The organism is Streptomyces tendae, from assembly GCF_008632955.1.
Classification (GTDB): Bacteria; Actinomycetota; Actinomycetes; order Streptomycetales; family Streptomycetaceae; genus Streptomyces.
On the sequence record NZ_CP043959.1, the window covers coordinates 4,155,373 to 4,170,341 of the forward strand.

11 protein-coding genes and 6 pseudogenes are annotated in these 14,969 nt (G+C 71.8%); 3 read left to right on the forward strand and 14 right to left on the reverse strand.

Annotated elements, in window-relative coordinates; all coding sequences use genetic code 11:
* The first annotated feature begins 579 nt into the window (after nt 1–579).
* On the forward strand, nt 580–1,128 hold the full coding sequence (locus F3L20_RS19040) for a tellurite resistance TerB family protein (protein WP_150155395.1): 549 nt from the start codon (nt 580–582) through the stop codon (nt 1,126–1,128).
* Nucleotides 1,129–1,337: 209 nt separating this feature from the next.
* Here the strand turns inward: F3L20_RS19040 and F3L20_RS19045 are convergent, their stop codons facing one another.
* From F3L20_RS19045 to F3L20_RS19055, 3 genes and pseudogenes are all read right to left on the reverse strand, one after another.
* On the reverse strand, nt 1,338–1,658 hold the full coding sequence (locus tag F3L20_RS19045) for a MafI family immunity protein (RefSeq protein WP_150155396.1): 321 nt from the start codon (nt 1,656–1,658) through the stop codon (nt 1,338–1,340).
* A 31-nt stretch (nt 1,659–1,689) separates the two neighbouring features.
* A pseudogene (locus F3L20_RS19050) lies at nt 1,690–2,175 on the reverse strand (transposase); the annotation flags it as partial.
* Nucleotides 2,176–2,179: 4 nt separating this feature from the next.
* Entirely contained in the window at nt 2,180–2,536 is a 357-nt protein-coding gene (locus F3L20_RS19055; protein WP_150155397.1) for a PRC-barrel domain-containing protein, read from the reverse strand.
* A 303-nt stretch (nt 2,537–2,839) separates the two neighbouring features.
* On the opposite strand from F3L20_RS19055, the pseudogene F3L20_RS35690 reads away from it, so the two are divergent.
* Nucleotides 2,840–3,610, forward strand: a pseudogene (locus F3L20_RS35690) (ribonuclease BN).
* 18 nt (nt 3,611–3,628) lie between these two features.
* On the opposite strand, the gene F3L20_RS34785 reads toward F3L20_RS35690, so the two are convergent.
* The 6 genes and pseudogenes from F3L20_RS34785 to F3L20_RS19085 all read right to left on the reverse strand — a co-directional run.
* The gene (locus F3L20_RS34785; protein WP_240810698.1) at nt 3,629–3,955 is read right to left on the reverse strand and encodes a hypothetical protein; all 327 of its coding nucleotides are present in this window, start codon (nt 3,953–3,955) and stop codon (nt 3,629–3,631) included.
* A gap of 1,138 nt (nt 3,956–5,093) precedes the next feature.
* Nucleotides 5,094–5,357 carry an Rmf/CrpP fold protein gene (locus F3L20_RS35470; protein ID WP_346768029.1) on the reverse strand — a complete coding sequence of 88 codons (264 nt, stop codon included), beginning with the start codon at nt 5,355–5,357 and terminating at the stop codon, nt 5,094–5,096.
* Nucleotides 5,358–5,387: 30 nt separating this feature from the next.
* Entirely contained in the window at nt 5,388–5,648 is a 261-nt protein-coding gene (locus tag F3L20_RS34790) for a DUF6892 domain-containing protein (protein ID WP_240810699.1), read from the reverse strand.
* Between the two features lie 107 nt (nt 5,649–5,755).
* Nucleotides 5,756–5,815 (reverse strand): annotated as a pseudogene (locus F3L20_RS35695) (DUF6892 domain-containing protein); the annotation flags it as partial.
* A 78-nt stretch (nt 5,816–5,893) separates the two neighbouring features.
* Nucleotides 5,894–6,659, reverse strand: a pseudogene (locus F3L20_RS19080) (transposase).
* Nucleotides 6,660–6,794: 135 nt separating this feature from the next.
* Nucleotides 6,795–7,037: pseudogene (locus F3L20_RS19085) on the reverse strand (TetR/AcrR family transcriptional regulator); the annotation flags it as partial.
* A 534-nt stretch (nt 7,038–7,571) separates the two neighbouring features.
* Between F3L20_RS19085 and F3L20_RS19090 the strand changes: the two are divergent.
* The gene (locus F3L20_RS19090; RefSeq protein WP_150155399.1) at nt 7,572–8,168 is read left to right on the forward strand and encodes a response regulator transcription factor; all 597 of its coding nucleotides are present in this window, start codon (nt 7,572–7,574) and stop codon (nt 8,166–8,168) included.
* Nucleotides 8,169–8,205: 37 nt separating this feature from the next.
* Here the strand turns inward: F3L20_RS19090 and F3L20_RS19095 are convergent.
* From F3L20_RS19095 to lanKC, 5 genes and pseudogenes are all read right to left on the reverse strand, one after another.
* Nucleotides 8,206–10,105 (reverse strand): annotated as a pseudogene (locus tag F3L20_RS19095) (ATP-binding cassette domain-containing protein).
* A 53-nt stretch (nt 10,106–10,158) separates the two neighbouring features.
* A complete protein-coding gene (locus F3L20_RS19100) occupies nt 10,159–11,499 on the reverse strand; it encodes an ATP-binding cassette domain-containing protein (protein ID WP_431193166.1) in 1,341 nt (446 codons plus the stop codon).
* A 58-nt stretch (nt 11,500–11,557) separates the two neighbouring features.
* A complete protein-coding gene (locus F3L20_RS35700; RefSeq protein ID WP_431193167.1) occupies nt 11,558–11,857 on the reverse strand; it encodes an ABC transporter transmembrane domain-containing protein in 300 nt (99 codons plus the stop codon).
* A gap of 250 nt (nt 11,858–12,107) precedes the next feature.
* Nucleotides 12,108–12,236 (reverse strand): SapB/AmfS family lanthipeptide, encoded by a 129-nt coding sequence (locus F3L20_RS19105; RefSeq protein ID WP_003972313.1) that lies wholly within the window; start codon nt 12,234–12,236, stop codon nt 12,108–12,110.
* Nucleotides 12,233–14,890 (reverse strand): class III lanthionine synthetase LanKC, encoded by a 2,658-nt coding sequence (gene lanKC / locus F3L20_RS19110; protein ID WP_150155400.1) that lies wholly within the window; start codon nt 14,888–14,890, stop codon nt 12,233–12,235. Before lanKC ends, F3L20_RS19105 begins: the two co-directional genes overlap by 4 nt.
* Nucleotides 14,891–14,969: the final 79 nt, after the last annotated feature.

Sequence of the window (14,969 nt, forward strand, 5' to 3'; positions counted from 1 at the left end):
CAGCGGCAGCCTCGCGTCGACCGGCGACCTGGTGCGGTGGGCGAAGATGCGCTGGCGGATCGAACACGACTACCGCGAACACTCAAGCACGGCCTGGGCCTGGACCACTTCGAGGGCGGCTCGACCCAAAAGCCCACACACCGGCCTGACCCTCTACCAGGTCCTGGACGTTCTTCAAGACCTGCTGAGGTTCTGGACCGGTGCCTGCACCACCTGCGGCCGTCCCCTGCCTAGCCCACCGGTGGCATCCGCCTCCTCCTCGCCGCGGCCGCGGCCCTGACCACGGCGGGCTTCGCGGCATTCCGCCTCGCCCCGCGCCTGAAGCTCCGCTCGCGCCACGACGCGTGACGCGGCGTCACCGCGGCTGAAACCAGGAATCACCACGACTGCCACCTCGCGTCACCACGACTGCCCGTACCCGATCACCGGGTGCGGGCAATCACCGTGTCGCGCGCCGAGAAACAGGTGATGAGAGAGGTGCGCGTTTTACGGAACCTTTGCCCGGGGGCGGGCGTTGGGCCAGTGAGCGCGCGGGAGCGGGTTCGCGACATGACTTCCGACGATGACCGAGGTGACTCAATGGCAGTCTGGGACAAGCTCAAGGACCAGGCCAAGGCTCTCCAGCAGAATCAGGGCGGGCGTGGCGCCACCGGTGGGCAGAGCGGGGGGACGAGGTCCGGCGGTGGCAGCAAGGCCCAGCTGATCGGTGTGCTGAAGACGCAGCTCGGCTCGCTGAAGACCGAGTTGAAGAGCGGTGCCTACCGGGACGCGAGCATGGCGGTGTGCGCGCTGGTCGCGGCAGCCGACGGACAGGTGGACCCGGCCGAGCGGCAGCAGGTCGAGTCGATGATCCTCAGCAACGACGTGCTCCAGAACTTCCCGCCGGAGCAGCTGCGGCAGCGTTTCAACAAGCACGTCGACCAGCTCACGATGAACCTCCAGCACGGCAAGGCCGAGGCCATGCAGGAGATCGCCAAGGCCGCCAAGAAACCCACCGAGGCCCGCGCCGTGATCCAGACCGGCATGATCATCGCCGGTGCCGACGGCCACTTCTCCCAGGCAGAGGCGGCGGTCCTGCGCGAGGCCTGCGCGACGCTGGGGCTGTCCCCGGCCGAATTCCAGCTCTGAGTCCCGGCTGCGATAGGACGAGGTGCGCGGGTAGTCGAGGTCTCCGGTGAACAGCCATCCGGCGCTGTCCCACTCCCCCGGCCGCCACGCGGGATCGATGTGAGCACGCAGCCACGTCTCCCACGACTTCTTCGTGGCCTTCGTCGGTGCGGGACGTGCGACGGCAGGCCACTAGTGCTCTGACCGGGAAGGTTCGCCGGATTGGCGGATCATTCCTGCTCGGAGGCAGCGGCGAGGTGACGGCGGCAGAAGTCGGCAGCCGTGAGGTGGGGCCTGTGCAGCGCATCGCTGTAAAGCCGCATCTCACGAGCCGCTCGGTCCAAGTGCTGCCAGAAACTGAGGGGCAGGTCGAGGTCGTCACCGAGATCGACCAGGCAGTCGAAGGCGAGTCCCAGCTCGTTGTGCTCCAGGAACTCCAGCGTCGCTGAGAGATCGATGTCCGGCAGGTGTGTGAGGTGGGTTCGGGCGGCGTCGAGGTGGTCATGGGTCTGATTCCAGCTGGCCTGCAGAGCCTCACGATCATCGGTCATGGCGCCAGTGTTGTCGGTGCCCTGATCGAGGTCACGCGACTTTCGTTGGTCGTCCGCCCCAGCGCAGGCCCTTCTCGCTGCGGATGCGAGCACGCTCCTTCCGCTGGGCGGCGAGGACGTCGGGGTGCCGGGCATTCTTGTTGCGCCATCGCAGGTAGGCGTGCAGGGCCCGGGTCTGGACGGTGTGGTTGCGGTGGTGGGAATTGGCGACGGTGAACTGCCGCAGCGGCCCGAAGTGGGCCTCGATCGGGTTGGCCCAGGACGCGTAGGTCGGGGTGAAGCACAGCTCGACCCGGTTCTTCTTCGCCCAGCGCCGGATCATGTCGCCCTTGTGGGCGGAGAGGTTGTCCGAGATGACGTAGATCGGGGCGCCGTCCGGCCGGGCCGCGCGGATCGACCTGAGTGCGGCCAGGGTGTTGCCAGCTCCCTTCTTGCAGCGGTTGACGCCCCAGAGGGTGTCGTCTCCGACGGAGTAGCAGCCGTGGAAGTAGCGGACGCCGTGGGTGCGGTGGCGGGTTCGGTCAGCGTCGGGCGAGTTGCCGTTCACCGTTCGCACCGGGCTGATAGGGCAGGCCGTAGTGCGCGAACACCGCCGCCTCGTCCTCGACGGGCAGCACGTCGTCGGTCCCGATCGCCGGGCACCGCTTCACCAGCGCCCGCTTGTAGTCGACCTTGACGTAGCCCGGCCCGACGACCGCGCGGTGCAAGGGGACGAAGACCAAATGGCGGCGGGTGGGCAGTCCGACCTGAACGGTGCCCATGGCAGGTTCGTCGGTGCTGGTGTCCACGTACACAGCCTCCAGCGTGCCGATCTTGTGGCCATCCGCGTCGACGACGTCGTGGGCGCGCCATTCACGGATGTCCGCAGTTTGGATCATCCTTCGGCTTCCCTTCGCGTGGGGGTGTACCGGAAACGGGCACTTCGCCGAGTGCCCGTACCCACCGTGGTGACACCTTCAGTTGCAGGATGGCGCAGACCGGTGCTGTGGACCGGGACGGCCGGGACACCGGAAGTCCCGACGCGTGTCCCGACCCCCGGACCGGTGGGCTCGTCCATCCGGGACAGCCTGTCGGGAAACGTCATGTCGCGCCCTCACCTGTTGAAGGCATCGCCCGTGGTAATCGACAGACATGCCTGAAAAGCCCTCGAGGCCGCGGACCGTTCCTTTCCGTTCGGGCGGCTGCGCCGCGCCGTCAGTCGTTCGCCGGTCGGACGTGGCTGGCGGCGGAGTGTGCAGTTGGAACTGGGGTCGCGTGCGCTGGGCTTCTCGGCGCTGGGTTGCTCACGCTGGTGCCTTTGCTGATCATCGTCTCCTCCGCCGATCCGAGCACGGCGAGGGTTCGCACAGTGGCTGGGGAGGGACTCGGCGTGTCGACGGCCGCCAGGGAGCAGGTCGAGATGTTGTTCGCCCGGCCGGCCAGGCGCTGCGGAGCACGACCGTGTTCGGTATCGCCGCCCTCGCCCTGTTCGGCCTGGCCTTCGGGGCGGCCGTGCAGACCGGCTACGAGAAGGTCTGGGACCTGCCGCCGGCCGCTGGTGGCCAGGTGGCGGCATGTGGTCTGGCTCGGCGTCCTCACCGGCTACCTCTTCGCCTCGGCCACCACCACGCTACGGCCGCAACCGCTGGCAGGCGGGGCTGTCGCGTCGCTGAGCGCCGTCCTGTTCCTCTGGTCCAGCACCTGCTGCTCGGCGGGCGGATCCGCTGCGCGCCCTCCTGCCGGGCGCCGTGGCCACGGTGATCGGGCTGCTCGGTCTGCGAGTCTTCTCCGCCGTCGTCTTCTCGCCGCTGATCGCATCCAACGCCGTCGCCTACGGACCCGTCGGAACCGTCCTGGTCGTCGAGTCCTGGCTGCTCGGCGTGGGAGTCGTGATCTTCGGCGGCGCGCTGGTCGGCCGATTGTCGTACGAGGAGATCCCTCGCGTGACACGCACATGGAAACGACGCAGGTGAGGATGGCGCATCAAACGCTCACCTCGCCCGGGCACACGATCGGACCTGAGCCGAGTCGAGGCCGTACGCCGTTCCGATACAGGGTGGGCGGACGATCAGTCCCGCCGGGCTCGCGTTCGTTGAACGGCTGGACTCCAGCCACGAACGGGCGGGCTCTGCCGCACGGGTGGTGTCCACGGTGAGTTCGAGACGGGTACCGCCCTCGCCGTTCGCCGGATAACTGCGCTGTTCGGTGGCAGCGAAGCAACGACGGAGAACTTCCGCCACCCGCCGTGCGTCCTCGGGCGACGCTGCGACGACGCGAACTTCGGCATACCCGGCCGAGGGTGCTTCCTGGGACTCCATGGCGACCTCACTGCGGCTGGATGGGATCGGACCAGAGCGCCGATCACTCTAGTCCCACACATCAAGCAGGTCACTGTCTCTCCCGGCCCGTCCGGCGCCGTCGACATGCAGATGAGGATCGCCTGGTATCTACAGCGCGGGGCTGAGCGTGCTGTTCGCCACGCCGAACCTGGCCGGGTACCAGTGCCTCAACAGGACCGCCCGTTGCCCGATTCGGGTTGGTGGTCCTGTTGCGCCTCCTCACGAAATCCTGGTCCGGTAGCGAGCTCGGGTGGTCGTGATCAATACACCTAAGATCTGGCGGCGCATCAGCTGCTCGTCGTCGCGGTCCATCCGTTCGACGCGGCAGCCGCCGTTGACAGCCAGGTCCGGTGGCCTTAGCTGCGGAAACGGGAGAGTCAGGTGCCGCCGGCGCTCTGTGCGGGCACACCCTGCCCCCTGCTCTTCATGCCAGGACTCGTCGGTTGCTGAACGTCGGTGACGAACCGCTGGCCGCAGTCCCCGCACAGGGACGGGCGGGGCTCCGGGAAGCGCCCAGCCGACGCGTTCGGTTGACTTCCACCGTTCATCGGTGAACGAGGCGCCGCACTCGGTGCGGACGGGGCGGTGAGGCGAGCGCTGGAAGGTTCACTGACTACTCATCAGTAGGTACTCGGCTGAAGCCAACATCACGGCCCGAGTGAGCGAGTATAGAGCAGTACGAGAACGTTCCTTCAGCCAAACGAGTTGGGGTGCGGCCTCGAAGTCGATGGCAAGCTGATCGCTGTCTGGCCAGGGCCGCCGCTTGAGCTCGTTGACGCACCGCTCGACGGCATTCGCTGCCTGTGGAACCCCCGGTCAAAGCCGGGCGGGCGACTGCCTCGGCGGCCGAGGAAGCACAGCACGGCCGCCGCTCGCGCTGCTACAGACCGCAGCGCGGCTGGCCTTCGGGCGGCCGTCACGGCGTCGATCAGCACGAGCGCGGGAGTGCTCCCGCCAGGGTCCAGGATGAGGGGCTGCCCCCGCCGTCGTGTTCCACCAGCGAGGGAGCCGTGCCGTATCGCGTCGCCAGATCGGTGGCCGTGAACACGGCCCTGTGGAAGGCGGCTTCGGCGGCCAGAACCGCAGGCGACCGAAGTGGACCAGTCGTGGCGTGCGCTCATGCGGCTCGCTCTGCCACCTCCTGTGGATCCCTGGGTTCCTCGCCCCTGCCAGCCGACTGGCGCGCAGCACCTGGGGCAGTGCCGTAATAGCCGCTGATCCACGCGGTACGCAGCGCGGACGGCCGCGGGTACTGGCACGTCAGATACGACTCCCCTCTCTGACTGGCTTTGAGGCCCTCCTCGACGGCCCGTGCAATGTCCTCGGGTGTGTCCACGCCGCACTCTCTCCCGTCACCTTCTTGGCTGCTGCTCGGTCTCACGCCTGTGGTCGAGGCCGCTCGTTCGCGACGCTAGTCGGCGACTATGCCGCGGGCGCTGAGGACGCTCCGCAACTCCGGGCCCAGGAACTCGGAACCGAGGACGCGCCGGAGGTTGGGAAGCAGCACAAGGTCGTCGAGGGAAGCGACGTCGAACAAGTCGTCCTCGCCGTCCCAGACCGGGGCGCACTCTTGGTACACCTGGTTACCGCCGTCCATGCACAGCTCCTCGACGTCGGCCAGGAGTTCCTCGCTGATCTCCAGTGCTGCGAAGTAGCTGCGTGCCTCGGGCACAACCTGGTACGCCAGGCCGCGCTGCTGCGCGTACTCCCAGGGGCGTCGCTGAGCCCCTTCTCCTTCAGGAGGTCAGCGAGGCAGAACTGAGGCGTGAGCGTCTCATCGATGTACATCAGCTGCTCGACAACAACGAGCTTGAAGTTGAAGTCCTTAAACGTGGCCATGCGCACAACCTAAGGGCTGTCCCGTAAATGATCTTCGGGTCACCTCGGGCATGGCTGATCACGGTGAAGTTCGTTGGCCTATTCGGCGAGGACGAGGTTGTGTAGCCGGGCGATGCCGAGCATCGCGTGGTGGACACCGTCTCTCTTGAGGCGGCAGTCGCGGAGGATCTTCCAGGTCTCATGCGGGCAAAGACATGCTCGACCCGGGCCCGGACTCGTTTGTGGGACCGGTTGCGCTCTTCTTTCCAGGCAGCAGTTCGGCCTGGCCGCGCTTGCGACTGTGGGATGACGAGTCCGGTGCCCGGGTAGCCACCGTCGGCGATCGTTGTCGCCTGGCCGACGGCCGCCTTGGCACCGGACTCTTCCCACGCCTTGCAGTCGTTGCGGTTCCCGGCGAGCGGTCGACCGACCACGACGACGCGCCGGGTGTCGGCGTCGATGACGACCTGGCGGTTGGTGGAGTACCGGTAGTTCTTCGACCGCTCGGCGATGGTGTGGTCCCGGGTGGGAACCAGCGTGCCGTCCACGATGAGCACGGCGTCCTTGGCGAAACGCTGACGGGGCTGGAGCGCAAGCATCGGCCCGAGGTGGTCGATGATCCGGTCCGCCGCGACTTGGACACCCCGAACAGCGGGGCGAGCTGGCGCATGGTCAGGTTTGTGCGCCGGTACGCGGCGACCAGCAGGGCCAGGTCCTCCAGTGGGAGGCTCCACGGTCGGCCCTTGCGGACCACGTCCGCACCCTCACGGCGCAGCACGGTCACCAGCTTCCCGAAGGCTCGCGGGCTCAGCCCGGTAAACGGGGCTATCCAGGAACGCTCCGACGCCGTGATCACACCAGTCACACCCATGATCGTTCCACCCAAGGGAAGCTGCGCGCGTCCTCTTCCGCCCCAGCGCGGCGGCCATCGGCCTGTGCCTTCCGACGTGGCCGGTCCAGAATGCTGCGTGGCGAAAGGCGAGCAGAGCGGTACGAGCCGCGCCTGTCCGCTGCAGCGCAGGGCCGCGGCGACGAACCGGGGCTTGCCTCCCCACTGCCGGTACAGCGTCGACTTGCTGCACGGGGTGCCGGCGGCGATGCCCTCCATGGTCACCGCGTCCTAGCCGTGGACCCGGATCTGGTGGAGCACGGCGTCGAAGAACTCCCGCTCGCGCTCCGGGGCGATCCTGGAGCGGCGCGAGGTGCCGACCGGTCCGGGCCGGTCCACGTCCTGCGACGTCATGGTGCGCGCTCCTCGTCCTCGGGTGTGTCCGGCGTTCGCCGCCGCGCCACTTCACCGGTACGCGGGCGTATCGGTGCACCAACGTATCGGCACGGGTTCGTTTCGATGAGCGCGGGGCGCCGGGCGACCGTGGATTCGCGCCAGATTGCGCGCTGACTGTTTCCGGCCGAACCGCGAGCGGCGTGCCCGCGTGGCACCGGCCGCCCGGTTCCGCGGAGAACGCGGGACCCGGACGGCCGCACACCCCTGTGGCCAGCGGCCGTGGCCGCCGACGCGGGAGCGGGGAGCGGCGGACGCGTGCCGCGGGGACCGCCGGCATCCGGGCGAGGGCGTGCGAATCCGTCGTTTTCGGCCGGGCGGGCACAGCCGCCGTGCCCTTCCTGGGGCCTGGGGGGGCGGCGCATTGCGTCCGGTGCGGTTCGCTCGTGCGTACGTGTCGTGTTCCCGCCGGTCAGATCAGGGCACATGGCCCGTGGCTCGGGGGGGGCGAGGGCCGACTGCCCCGGGCGCGGCCGCTGACCAGAGGTGGGGGACATGGTTCGTACTGTCGTGGTGCACGACGAGGAACTGCTGCGATCGGCATTGGTGCAACTGCTGAGATCCGATGCCGCGCTGGAGGTCTCGTCCCGGGCACCCGGCGCCGACCTGCCGGATCGTGACGAATTACCGACCGACGTGTGGGTCGTGGACGGCGACTGTCTGTGGGGTCCCGGGCAGACGCACGACACGTCCTTCCGGGCGCAGCGCGGGGACCGGCTCGTCGTGCTGACGACCGCCAGGCGTCCGGGGATACTCCGCCGGGCGTTCGACGGCGGTGCTCTCGGGCTGGTCGACAAGAACGCTCCGGCACGACGGCTGATCACCGCGGTGCACACGGTCGCAAAGGGTGAACGCTTCCTCGACGAGACGCTCACCGTCGCCCTGCTGGAGGGCGCGGCGATGCCGCTGACCACCCGTGAACTGAGCGTGCTGTCCCTCGCCTCACAAGGGGCGCCCATGGCCGAGATAGCGGCCCGTCTGCACCTCTCCCGGGGCACCGTCCGCAACTACATGGCCGCCGCCATACGGAAGATGGGCGCCCGCAACCGGGTCGACGCGATACGCATCCTCCAGAGCGGCGGCTGGACGTAGGCGCGCGGCGGTCCGGGCTCCGGACGGCCCGCGGCGGTCAGCGCCGGCGGGCCGGTCCGCCCTGCCAGTGGCCCGTCAGGTCCCGGTAGAGCGGCGAGCGGTCCAGCACCTCGTCGTGCGTGCCGCACACGGCGTCCGTTCCGTCCAGGACCAGCACCCGGTCGGCGCGTACGGCGGACGACAGGCGGTGCGCCACCACCAGGAGCGTTCCCGGGCGCCGTGCGAGGGCCTCCTCCGCGCGCGCCTCGGCGGCGGGGTCGAGATGGCAGGTGGCCTCGTCGAGCAGCAGCAGGGGGGCGGGTGACACCCAGGCGCGGGTCAGCGCGACGAGTTGCCGCTCGCCGTGGGAGAGTTCGGCGGGCCGCACCGGTGCGTCGAGGCCGCCCAGCCGCTCCACCAGGGGCCACAGGCCGAGGGCGTCGACGGCGGCGTCGAGGTCCGCGCGGCTCGCGCCCGGGCGGAGGTAGGTGAGGTTGTCGCTCAGGGTGCCGGAGAAGACGTACGCCTCCTGGGGCACCAGGACGCGCAGCGCGGCGAGTTCGGCGGGCGGCCGCCCGGTCACCTCCCGGCCGTCCACCCTCACCTCGCCGCCGCTGGGCGCGAGCGTGCCCGCGACCAGGCGGGCGAGGGTCGACTTGCCGATGCCGCTGGGGCCGACGACGGCGAGGTGCTCGCCCGGGGCGACGCACAGGTCGAGCGAGTCGAGGACGGGTTCGGCGCGCACGCCGTAGGACAGCGTCACGGACCGCAGTTCCACGGCCGCGGTCCGGGCGCGGTCCGCCGGGCGTCCCCCGAGGTCCGGTGCGTCGTCGCCGGGCCGGAGATCGCGGCCGTCGCCCGGGCGGTGACGGCCCCGCCGCCCGCGCCGGGGACCGGACGGGGCGCTGCCGCGAGTGCGGGCTCCGGACGGGTGGCCGCCGGCGCCCGTACGCTCCCCGGCCCCCCGGCCCGCTCCGTCTCCGCTGCCCGGGTCCGCTCCGACCGCGGCTCCGGCCGCTCCGGGCCGATGATGCGGTCGAGGACGACCAGCAGCCGGGACCCGGCCGCCCCGAGCGCGGTCATCAGCGTGTGCAGGGCGGGCAGCAGCGACTGGACGAGGTAGGTGAAGGCACCGAGCAGCGCGCCCGCCGTCACCCCCCGCCCGCGCAGCCACGGAACGGCCAACAGCAGCGCCAGGACCGGCAGGTGACCCGCGACCCGAGCGCCGCCGTACGCACTGCCGCCCAGCCGGCCAGGACACGGGCCGCCGCCGCGGCACCCTCGATCAGCTCCGCGCCGCGCCTCGCCGCCGCAGGCCGGTCCCGCAAGCGGTCAGGTCCCGCAACGCCGCCGCGACCGGGCCGCGTGGTCGCCCAGTGCCTCATCGGCCGCCAGCGCGCGTCGCTGCGCCGCCGCCATCGGGCGTAGCGTCACCAGGAACAGCCCCAGACCGAGCGACAGCGGGGGAAGCACCACCACGAGCAGGGAGGGATGCAGCGACAGCAGCCCCAGCAACGCTCCGGCGGCGGTGAAGACGAACGAACGGAGCGTCAGGACGAGACCGGCGAAGCTGTCCCGGGCGATCTCGACCTGGTTCGTCAGCCGGGAGACGGCCGCCCGGTCCGTCCCGCCGGGACCGCCCGCCGCGACGGGCCCCAGGGACCGGTCGACCGCGTGCCGCACCAGACCGTCGCGCAGCGGCTCCGTCAGACCGGCCAGCTGGACGAACACGCCCTGGATCACCGGGCCCCGAGCAGCACGGCCACCAGCGCGACCGTGAGCCAGAGCAGCCCCCGGCGCGTGTCACCGGCGAGGAACCCCTGGTCGACGGCCCGGGCGACACCGTACCCCACGAGGAACGCCTGCCCGGTCTCGGCCAGCGACCAGAGGGCGAGCCGCACCAGGACCCCGGAGCGGCGGGCGAGGAACCGGCGGGCGTGCGGTGCCAGGCGCCGCACCGCCCCGGACCCGTCGTCCGTTTCGCGCGTGTCCGCGGACGCGGCGCGGCGGGTCACCGCCGTGCTCCCTCGGGTGCGGGCCGGTTGGTGGCTCCGTCGGGCGGCGCTTGCCCGGCCCCGGCCGGGCCGGCGGCGAAGACCGCCCGGTAGCCGGCCAGTTCCCACAGATCGCCATGCGGCGCGACGGCCCGCACTTCCCCCTCCTCCAGCCAGATCACCAGGTCCGCCCGGGCCGCCACCGACGGGCGGTGCGCGACGACCAGCCTGGTCCCGGGACGCACCGACCGGCGCAGCGCCCGGTCCACCTCGTGCTCGGTGGCGGTGTCCAGGCCGGACGTCGCGTCGTCCAGGATCAGCAGCCGTCCGGCGTGCGCGAACGCCCGTGCCAGACCGAGGCGTTGGTGCTCGCCGCCCGAGAGCGGCGCCGCGGCCAGCGGGGTGTCGTACCCGTGCGGCAGCCGGCGCACGAACCCGTCGGCTCCCGCGGCACGGCAGGCTTCCCGCACCTGCTCGGGCGACACCCGCCGAGGTCCGGTGGCGACCATCTCGGCGACCGTGCCCCCGGCCGGGGCGGGGCGCTCGAAGGCGTAGCCGACCTCGGTGCGCAGGGCGTCCCGGGTCAGCCGGTCGAGACGGACGCCGTCCAGCAGCACCTGTCCCTCGTCGGGGTCGACCAGCCGCCCCGCCACGGCGGCCAGGACGGACTTGCCCGCTCCGCTGCGGCCGACCACCGCCGCCGTGGCGCCGCCCGGCACCCGCACGCCGTCGGCGCGCAGCACCTGCCTGCCGTCACGCACCACGCGTACCCCGCGCAGTTCGAGATCGCCCCGCCCGGCCGGCGGCAGCCGGCGTGTCCCGTGGACCAGCGCGGAGACACGGGCCAGCGCCAGGGTCCGGTTCCGTGCCTCGCGGCCGCGCACCACCGCGCCCAACAGGGACGCCGCGCCACCGATGCCGGCCGTCAGCTGCGCGTAGCGGATCACGGCGAGGAGCTCGCCCACGCTCAGGGCGCCCGAGGCGAGCCGCAGGCCGCCGACGGCCGTGGCGGCCAGGGTGAGCAGAGGGACCAGGACCCCGCTGCGGGCCAGGGCGCGTCCGTGGAGCACCCACATGTGCCTGCCCTGGGCGGCGAGTCGGTCCAACGGCGCCAGCACACGGGCCCGTTCACGGGCGCGGGTGCCCGCCGCGTTGATCGTCGCCGCGCCCTCCATGGCCTCCAGCAGCCGGGAGGCGATCTCCGCCTGCGTCTTCTGGTAGGCGCCGACCGAGGCGCCGGTGTCCCGGGCGAAGGCCCGCAGGACAAACCCCAGGGCGGGCAGCCCGGCCAGCACGCAGGCGGCCACCCACAGGTCGACTACGGCCAGCGCCGCCAGCGCGCCCACGGGCGTGGCCATCGAGGCCGCCAGCGCCGCCCGGGCCGCCGGGCGGCTCCGGCGTCGGCGGCGTTCAGGGTCAGCCGGGTCCCGACGTCCCCGGCGCGTACGGCCGTGCGCGGTCCGGTACGGCTCGCAGGAGGCCGTCGAGGGCACGGGAGCGGACGGACGCCGTCCAGGCGGCGTTGCAGCGTCCGGTGAACAGGGAGGTGAGGCTGTCGAGCAGCAGCTCGCCCACGAGGAGCGCGGCGCTCAGCATCAGCCAGCGTCCCAAGGCACCGGCGGTGCCGCCGTCGCGCAGGAGCAGATCCAGTGTGCGGCCGAGGACGTAGGGCTGGGCCACGGTCACCGCGGCCGACGCGACCGAGCACAGCAGCACCAGCGCTTCGGGGGCGCGGCCCGGTGTCGCGCCGCTGGCTGCGCCGCCTGCCTTGCCGCGCGCCGTGCCCGGGACCCGCTCGTCGGCACCAGCCGGCCTCCTTCCGTGCGTCCACCGTGTCGGGACACCGGCCGCGCGACCGGCCGGCCGAGGTGTCCGTGCATGCGGGTACCGGCGCCCCGGCGGAAACCCGGAGCGCCGGTACCGGGCGGCAGGGCTCACCGCGTCACCGCGGTGGCCGGCCCATGTGTCAGTTACAGGTCGTGATGCTCAGGCTGCTGTCGCCGCAGAGCAGCAGGCTCGCGCGGCTGCCGGTCTCCACGTCCCCCATGGCCTCTTCCTTGGGGGTCTCCATCGACTGCAGGTCGAACAGGTTCATGACGTCTTCCCTTCGTACGGCAACGGGTTGTCTTCTTTCATCACGACCCCGGGAGGGGCCGAGTCATGGGGCCGCCGGGTGGGCGGCGGGAGGAACGGCAGTCCGGCGGGCCGGGTGCCGTGGACGGAGGCGACGGCGAGCAGGCATCCGGCCGTGCCCGTGGAGAGGTCCATCGACAGGCGCATCATCTGCTCGCCGGGGAAGGCGAGCCGGCCGCGGTAGGACATCGCGTGCCAGGAAAGCGCGTCGAGCTGCCGCCGGATGGCCTCGGGACCGGTGCCGGGCATCTCGGCCGTCGTGCGGCCGAGATGCAGCACCATCCCGGCCACCCCCCGGTACAGGCCCGGCTGGGCGTAGAACATGGCCTGCGCCGCGGCCACGATCTCGCCTCTCGCCCGGGCGAAGTCCTCGTCCTGGCGGTGCGCCAGGTAGTCGTCGAGCACCATGCCGATGCCCACGCTGCCCGCGCCCAGGTAGGGCATGGTGCGCCAGCCCTCGTCGACCTGGAGCGCGCCGCCCGCGCCGCGGACGCACCGCGCGAGGTCCCGGCGCAGTTCGTCCCGCGCGAGGTCGAGCAGGGCGGGGTCCCGGTTGGCTTCGTACAGCCGCAGGAAGAGCAGGGCCCGCCCGGCGGCGCCGTGCAGCAGGCCCGCGCGGCCCCGGCCGACGCTCACGTCCCCGGCGGAGCCGCTCCGGGCGGTCAGCTCGGCGCAGCGCCGCGCGGCGGTGCGCAGGGCGCTCTCCCCCGTGGCCGCGGCCAGCGAGTCCAGGGCCAGGCCCAGTCCGGCGGTGCCGCTGTGCAGGTCCGGGGCCAGGTCGTCGAAGGGCTGGTCGAGGAGCAGTTCGGCGAGGTCGAGGGCGCGGTCGCGGTGACCGAGGTATTCCAGCGTCCAGGCGACACCGGCGAGGCCGTCGTGGAAACCGAGCGGCATGCCCGACGGCGGTTGCTTGGTCCGCTCCAGGAGCCACTGTTCCCCGTCCTCGTACCGGCCCGCGCCGCTCTCGGCCAGCGCGTACAGCACTCCCGCTGCGCCGTGGCCGAAGGCCAGTCCGCCGCCGGCCGTGCCGAACTGGGCGATGTCGCCTGGGAAGAGGCGGTCGGTCCGGGACGGTGTCGCCGAGGCGCGGATCGCCGCGGCCATCGAGTCCCTGCTGCGGGGCCAGTCGCCGGGGCGGACCGGGACCACCGGTCCGCCCTCCCGTACTGCCGCCGGGGTGCCGGCGGGCTCGGTGGCGCCGCGGGTGATCTCGTCGACCGCCGCGTCCAGGAACGCCCGGTCCACCGGGAACTGTCCGGCCACCACGTCGGCGAGGTGGGCCGCCTTGCGCCGGTCCAGGGCCAGCAGACTGGTCAGCGGGAGGAACAGCGCGAGCCGCAGACAGGCCAGCGCGTACCGGTCCACCGCGACGCCCCTGCGGTCGGACGGTGCCACGAACCCCGGGTTGGCGACGGTCTGCCGACCGGCTTCGCCGACCTGGTGCGCGGCCTCGAAGTCCAGCAGGGCGACGCTGTCGTCCTCGCGGATCATGATGTTGAACAGGTGCAGGTCGTTGAAGACCACGCCGCGGGCGTGGACGTCCTCCACGGCGCGTTCCACCCGGGCGTGGACGTCGAGGGCCCAGGCCGTGTACTCGGCCAGCCGCTCCTCGCCGGGGTCGGCCTCGATGAGCGGGTGACGGCGGGCGAAGAAGGTGTTGAGCGGCTTGCCGTCGATGTGCTCCATCACCAGGAAGTGGTGTTCGCCGACGGTGAAGTGGTCGAGCACCTCGGGGGTGCAGTCGAGACCGGACAGGCTCTCCAGCGCGCGGCGTTCACGGTACAGCCGGGTGACGGCGTCCGCGCCGTCGGCCGCCAGACCGGCGTGCGGACGGGCCTCCTTGAGGACGACCCGCTGTCCGGTGCGGGAGTCGCGGGCGAGGTAGACACCGCCGCCGTTGGAGAAGTGCAGTGCCGACTCGATGGCGTAGGGCAGACCGGCCACGGTCAGCGCGTCGCGTGCCTCCAGGTGCGGATGCAGGAACGCGGGCGGTTCCACCCAGTCCGGTACGCGGAAGACGGGGCCGCGCAGATCGGGCACGAGCACGCCGTCGGGGCCGGTCACGGCCGGGCGCAACTCCCCGTCCGCGTCGTAGCAGTTGCGCCGGGTGAACCCGCCGTAGCGGACGTGCACGGGGCCGTCGCCGAGCCGCAGGTCGCTCAGGATGTGCGGTCCGGGTTCGCCGTCCAGCAGCCGCCCCAGCTCGTCCGCGAGCCGTTCGAACCGCTCCTCGTCCGCCGGGTAGACGGTGATGAACTTGCCGCTGCCGGAGCGGTCGGCGTACTTGGCGTTGCGCTGGTGCAGCAGGTTGCGGCTGGGGACGAACTTGAAGGCGGTGCCGCCGGCTACGCAGTGCCGCCACACCCGTTCCAGCACGGACTCGGCGTTGTCGAGGCACGCGGAGACGTGGATCTTCCAGCCCTGATCGGGCAGTTCGGCGTCGGTCGGACGCAGGGCGAGCCAGTCCCCGCTCTCGTTGCGCTGCCATCCCTCCGGGACGGGCCACAAGGCCGCGGCGTACCGGGTGCGCCCCGCGCCGGCCGCGGAGACGGTGCGGTGCGGAGCGTCGTAGAAGTACGGGTCCGCGTCGCAGTACACGGCATAGCCCTTGTTCACGCCGTCTCCCTCCCGTCCGGTCGCTGACGGGGAAGACGCTGTCATGGTGTGTACCGTCCCGCACAGTCACCGCTGTCAT

Bases quoted from the DNA above. Each gene is read 5' to 3' on its own strand.
- F3L20_RS19040 (WP_150155395.1), top strand. From the start codon at position 580: ATGGCAGTCTGGGACAAGCTCAAGGACCAGGCCAAGGCTCTCCAGCAG.
- F3L20_RS19045 (WP_150155396.1), bottom strand. From the start codon at position 1,658: ATGACCGATGATCGTGAGGCTCTGCAGGCCAGCTGGAATCAGACCCAT.
- F3L20_RS19055 (WP_150155397.1), bottom strand. From the start codon at position 2,536: ATGATCCAAACTGCGGACATCCGTGAATGGCGCGCCCACGACGTCGTC.
- F3L20_RS34785 (WP_240810698.1), bottom strand. From the start codon at position 3,955: ATGGAGTCCCAGGAAGCACCCTCGGCCGGGTATGCCGAAGTTCGCGTC.
- F3L20_RS19090 (WP_150155399.1), top strand. From the start codon at position 7,572: ATGGTTCGTACTGTCGTGGTGCACGACGAGGAACTGCTGCGATCGGCA.
- F3L20_RS19100 (WP_431193166.1), bottom strand. From the start codon at position 11,499: ATGGCCACGCCCGTGGGCGCGCTGGCGGCGCTGGCCGTAGTCGACCTG.
- F3L20_RS19105 (WP_003972313.1), bottom strand. From the start codon at position 12,236: ATGAACCTGTTCGACCTGCAGTCGATGGAGACCCCCAAGGAAGAGGCC.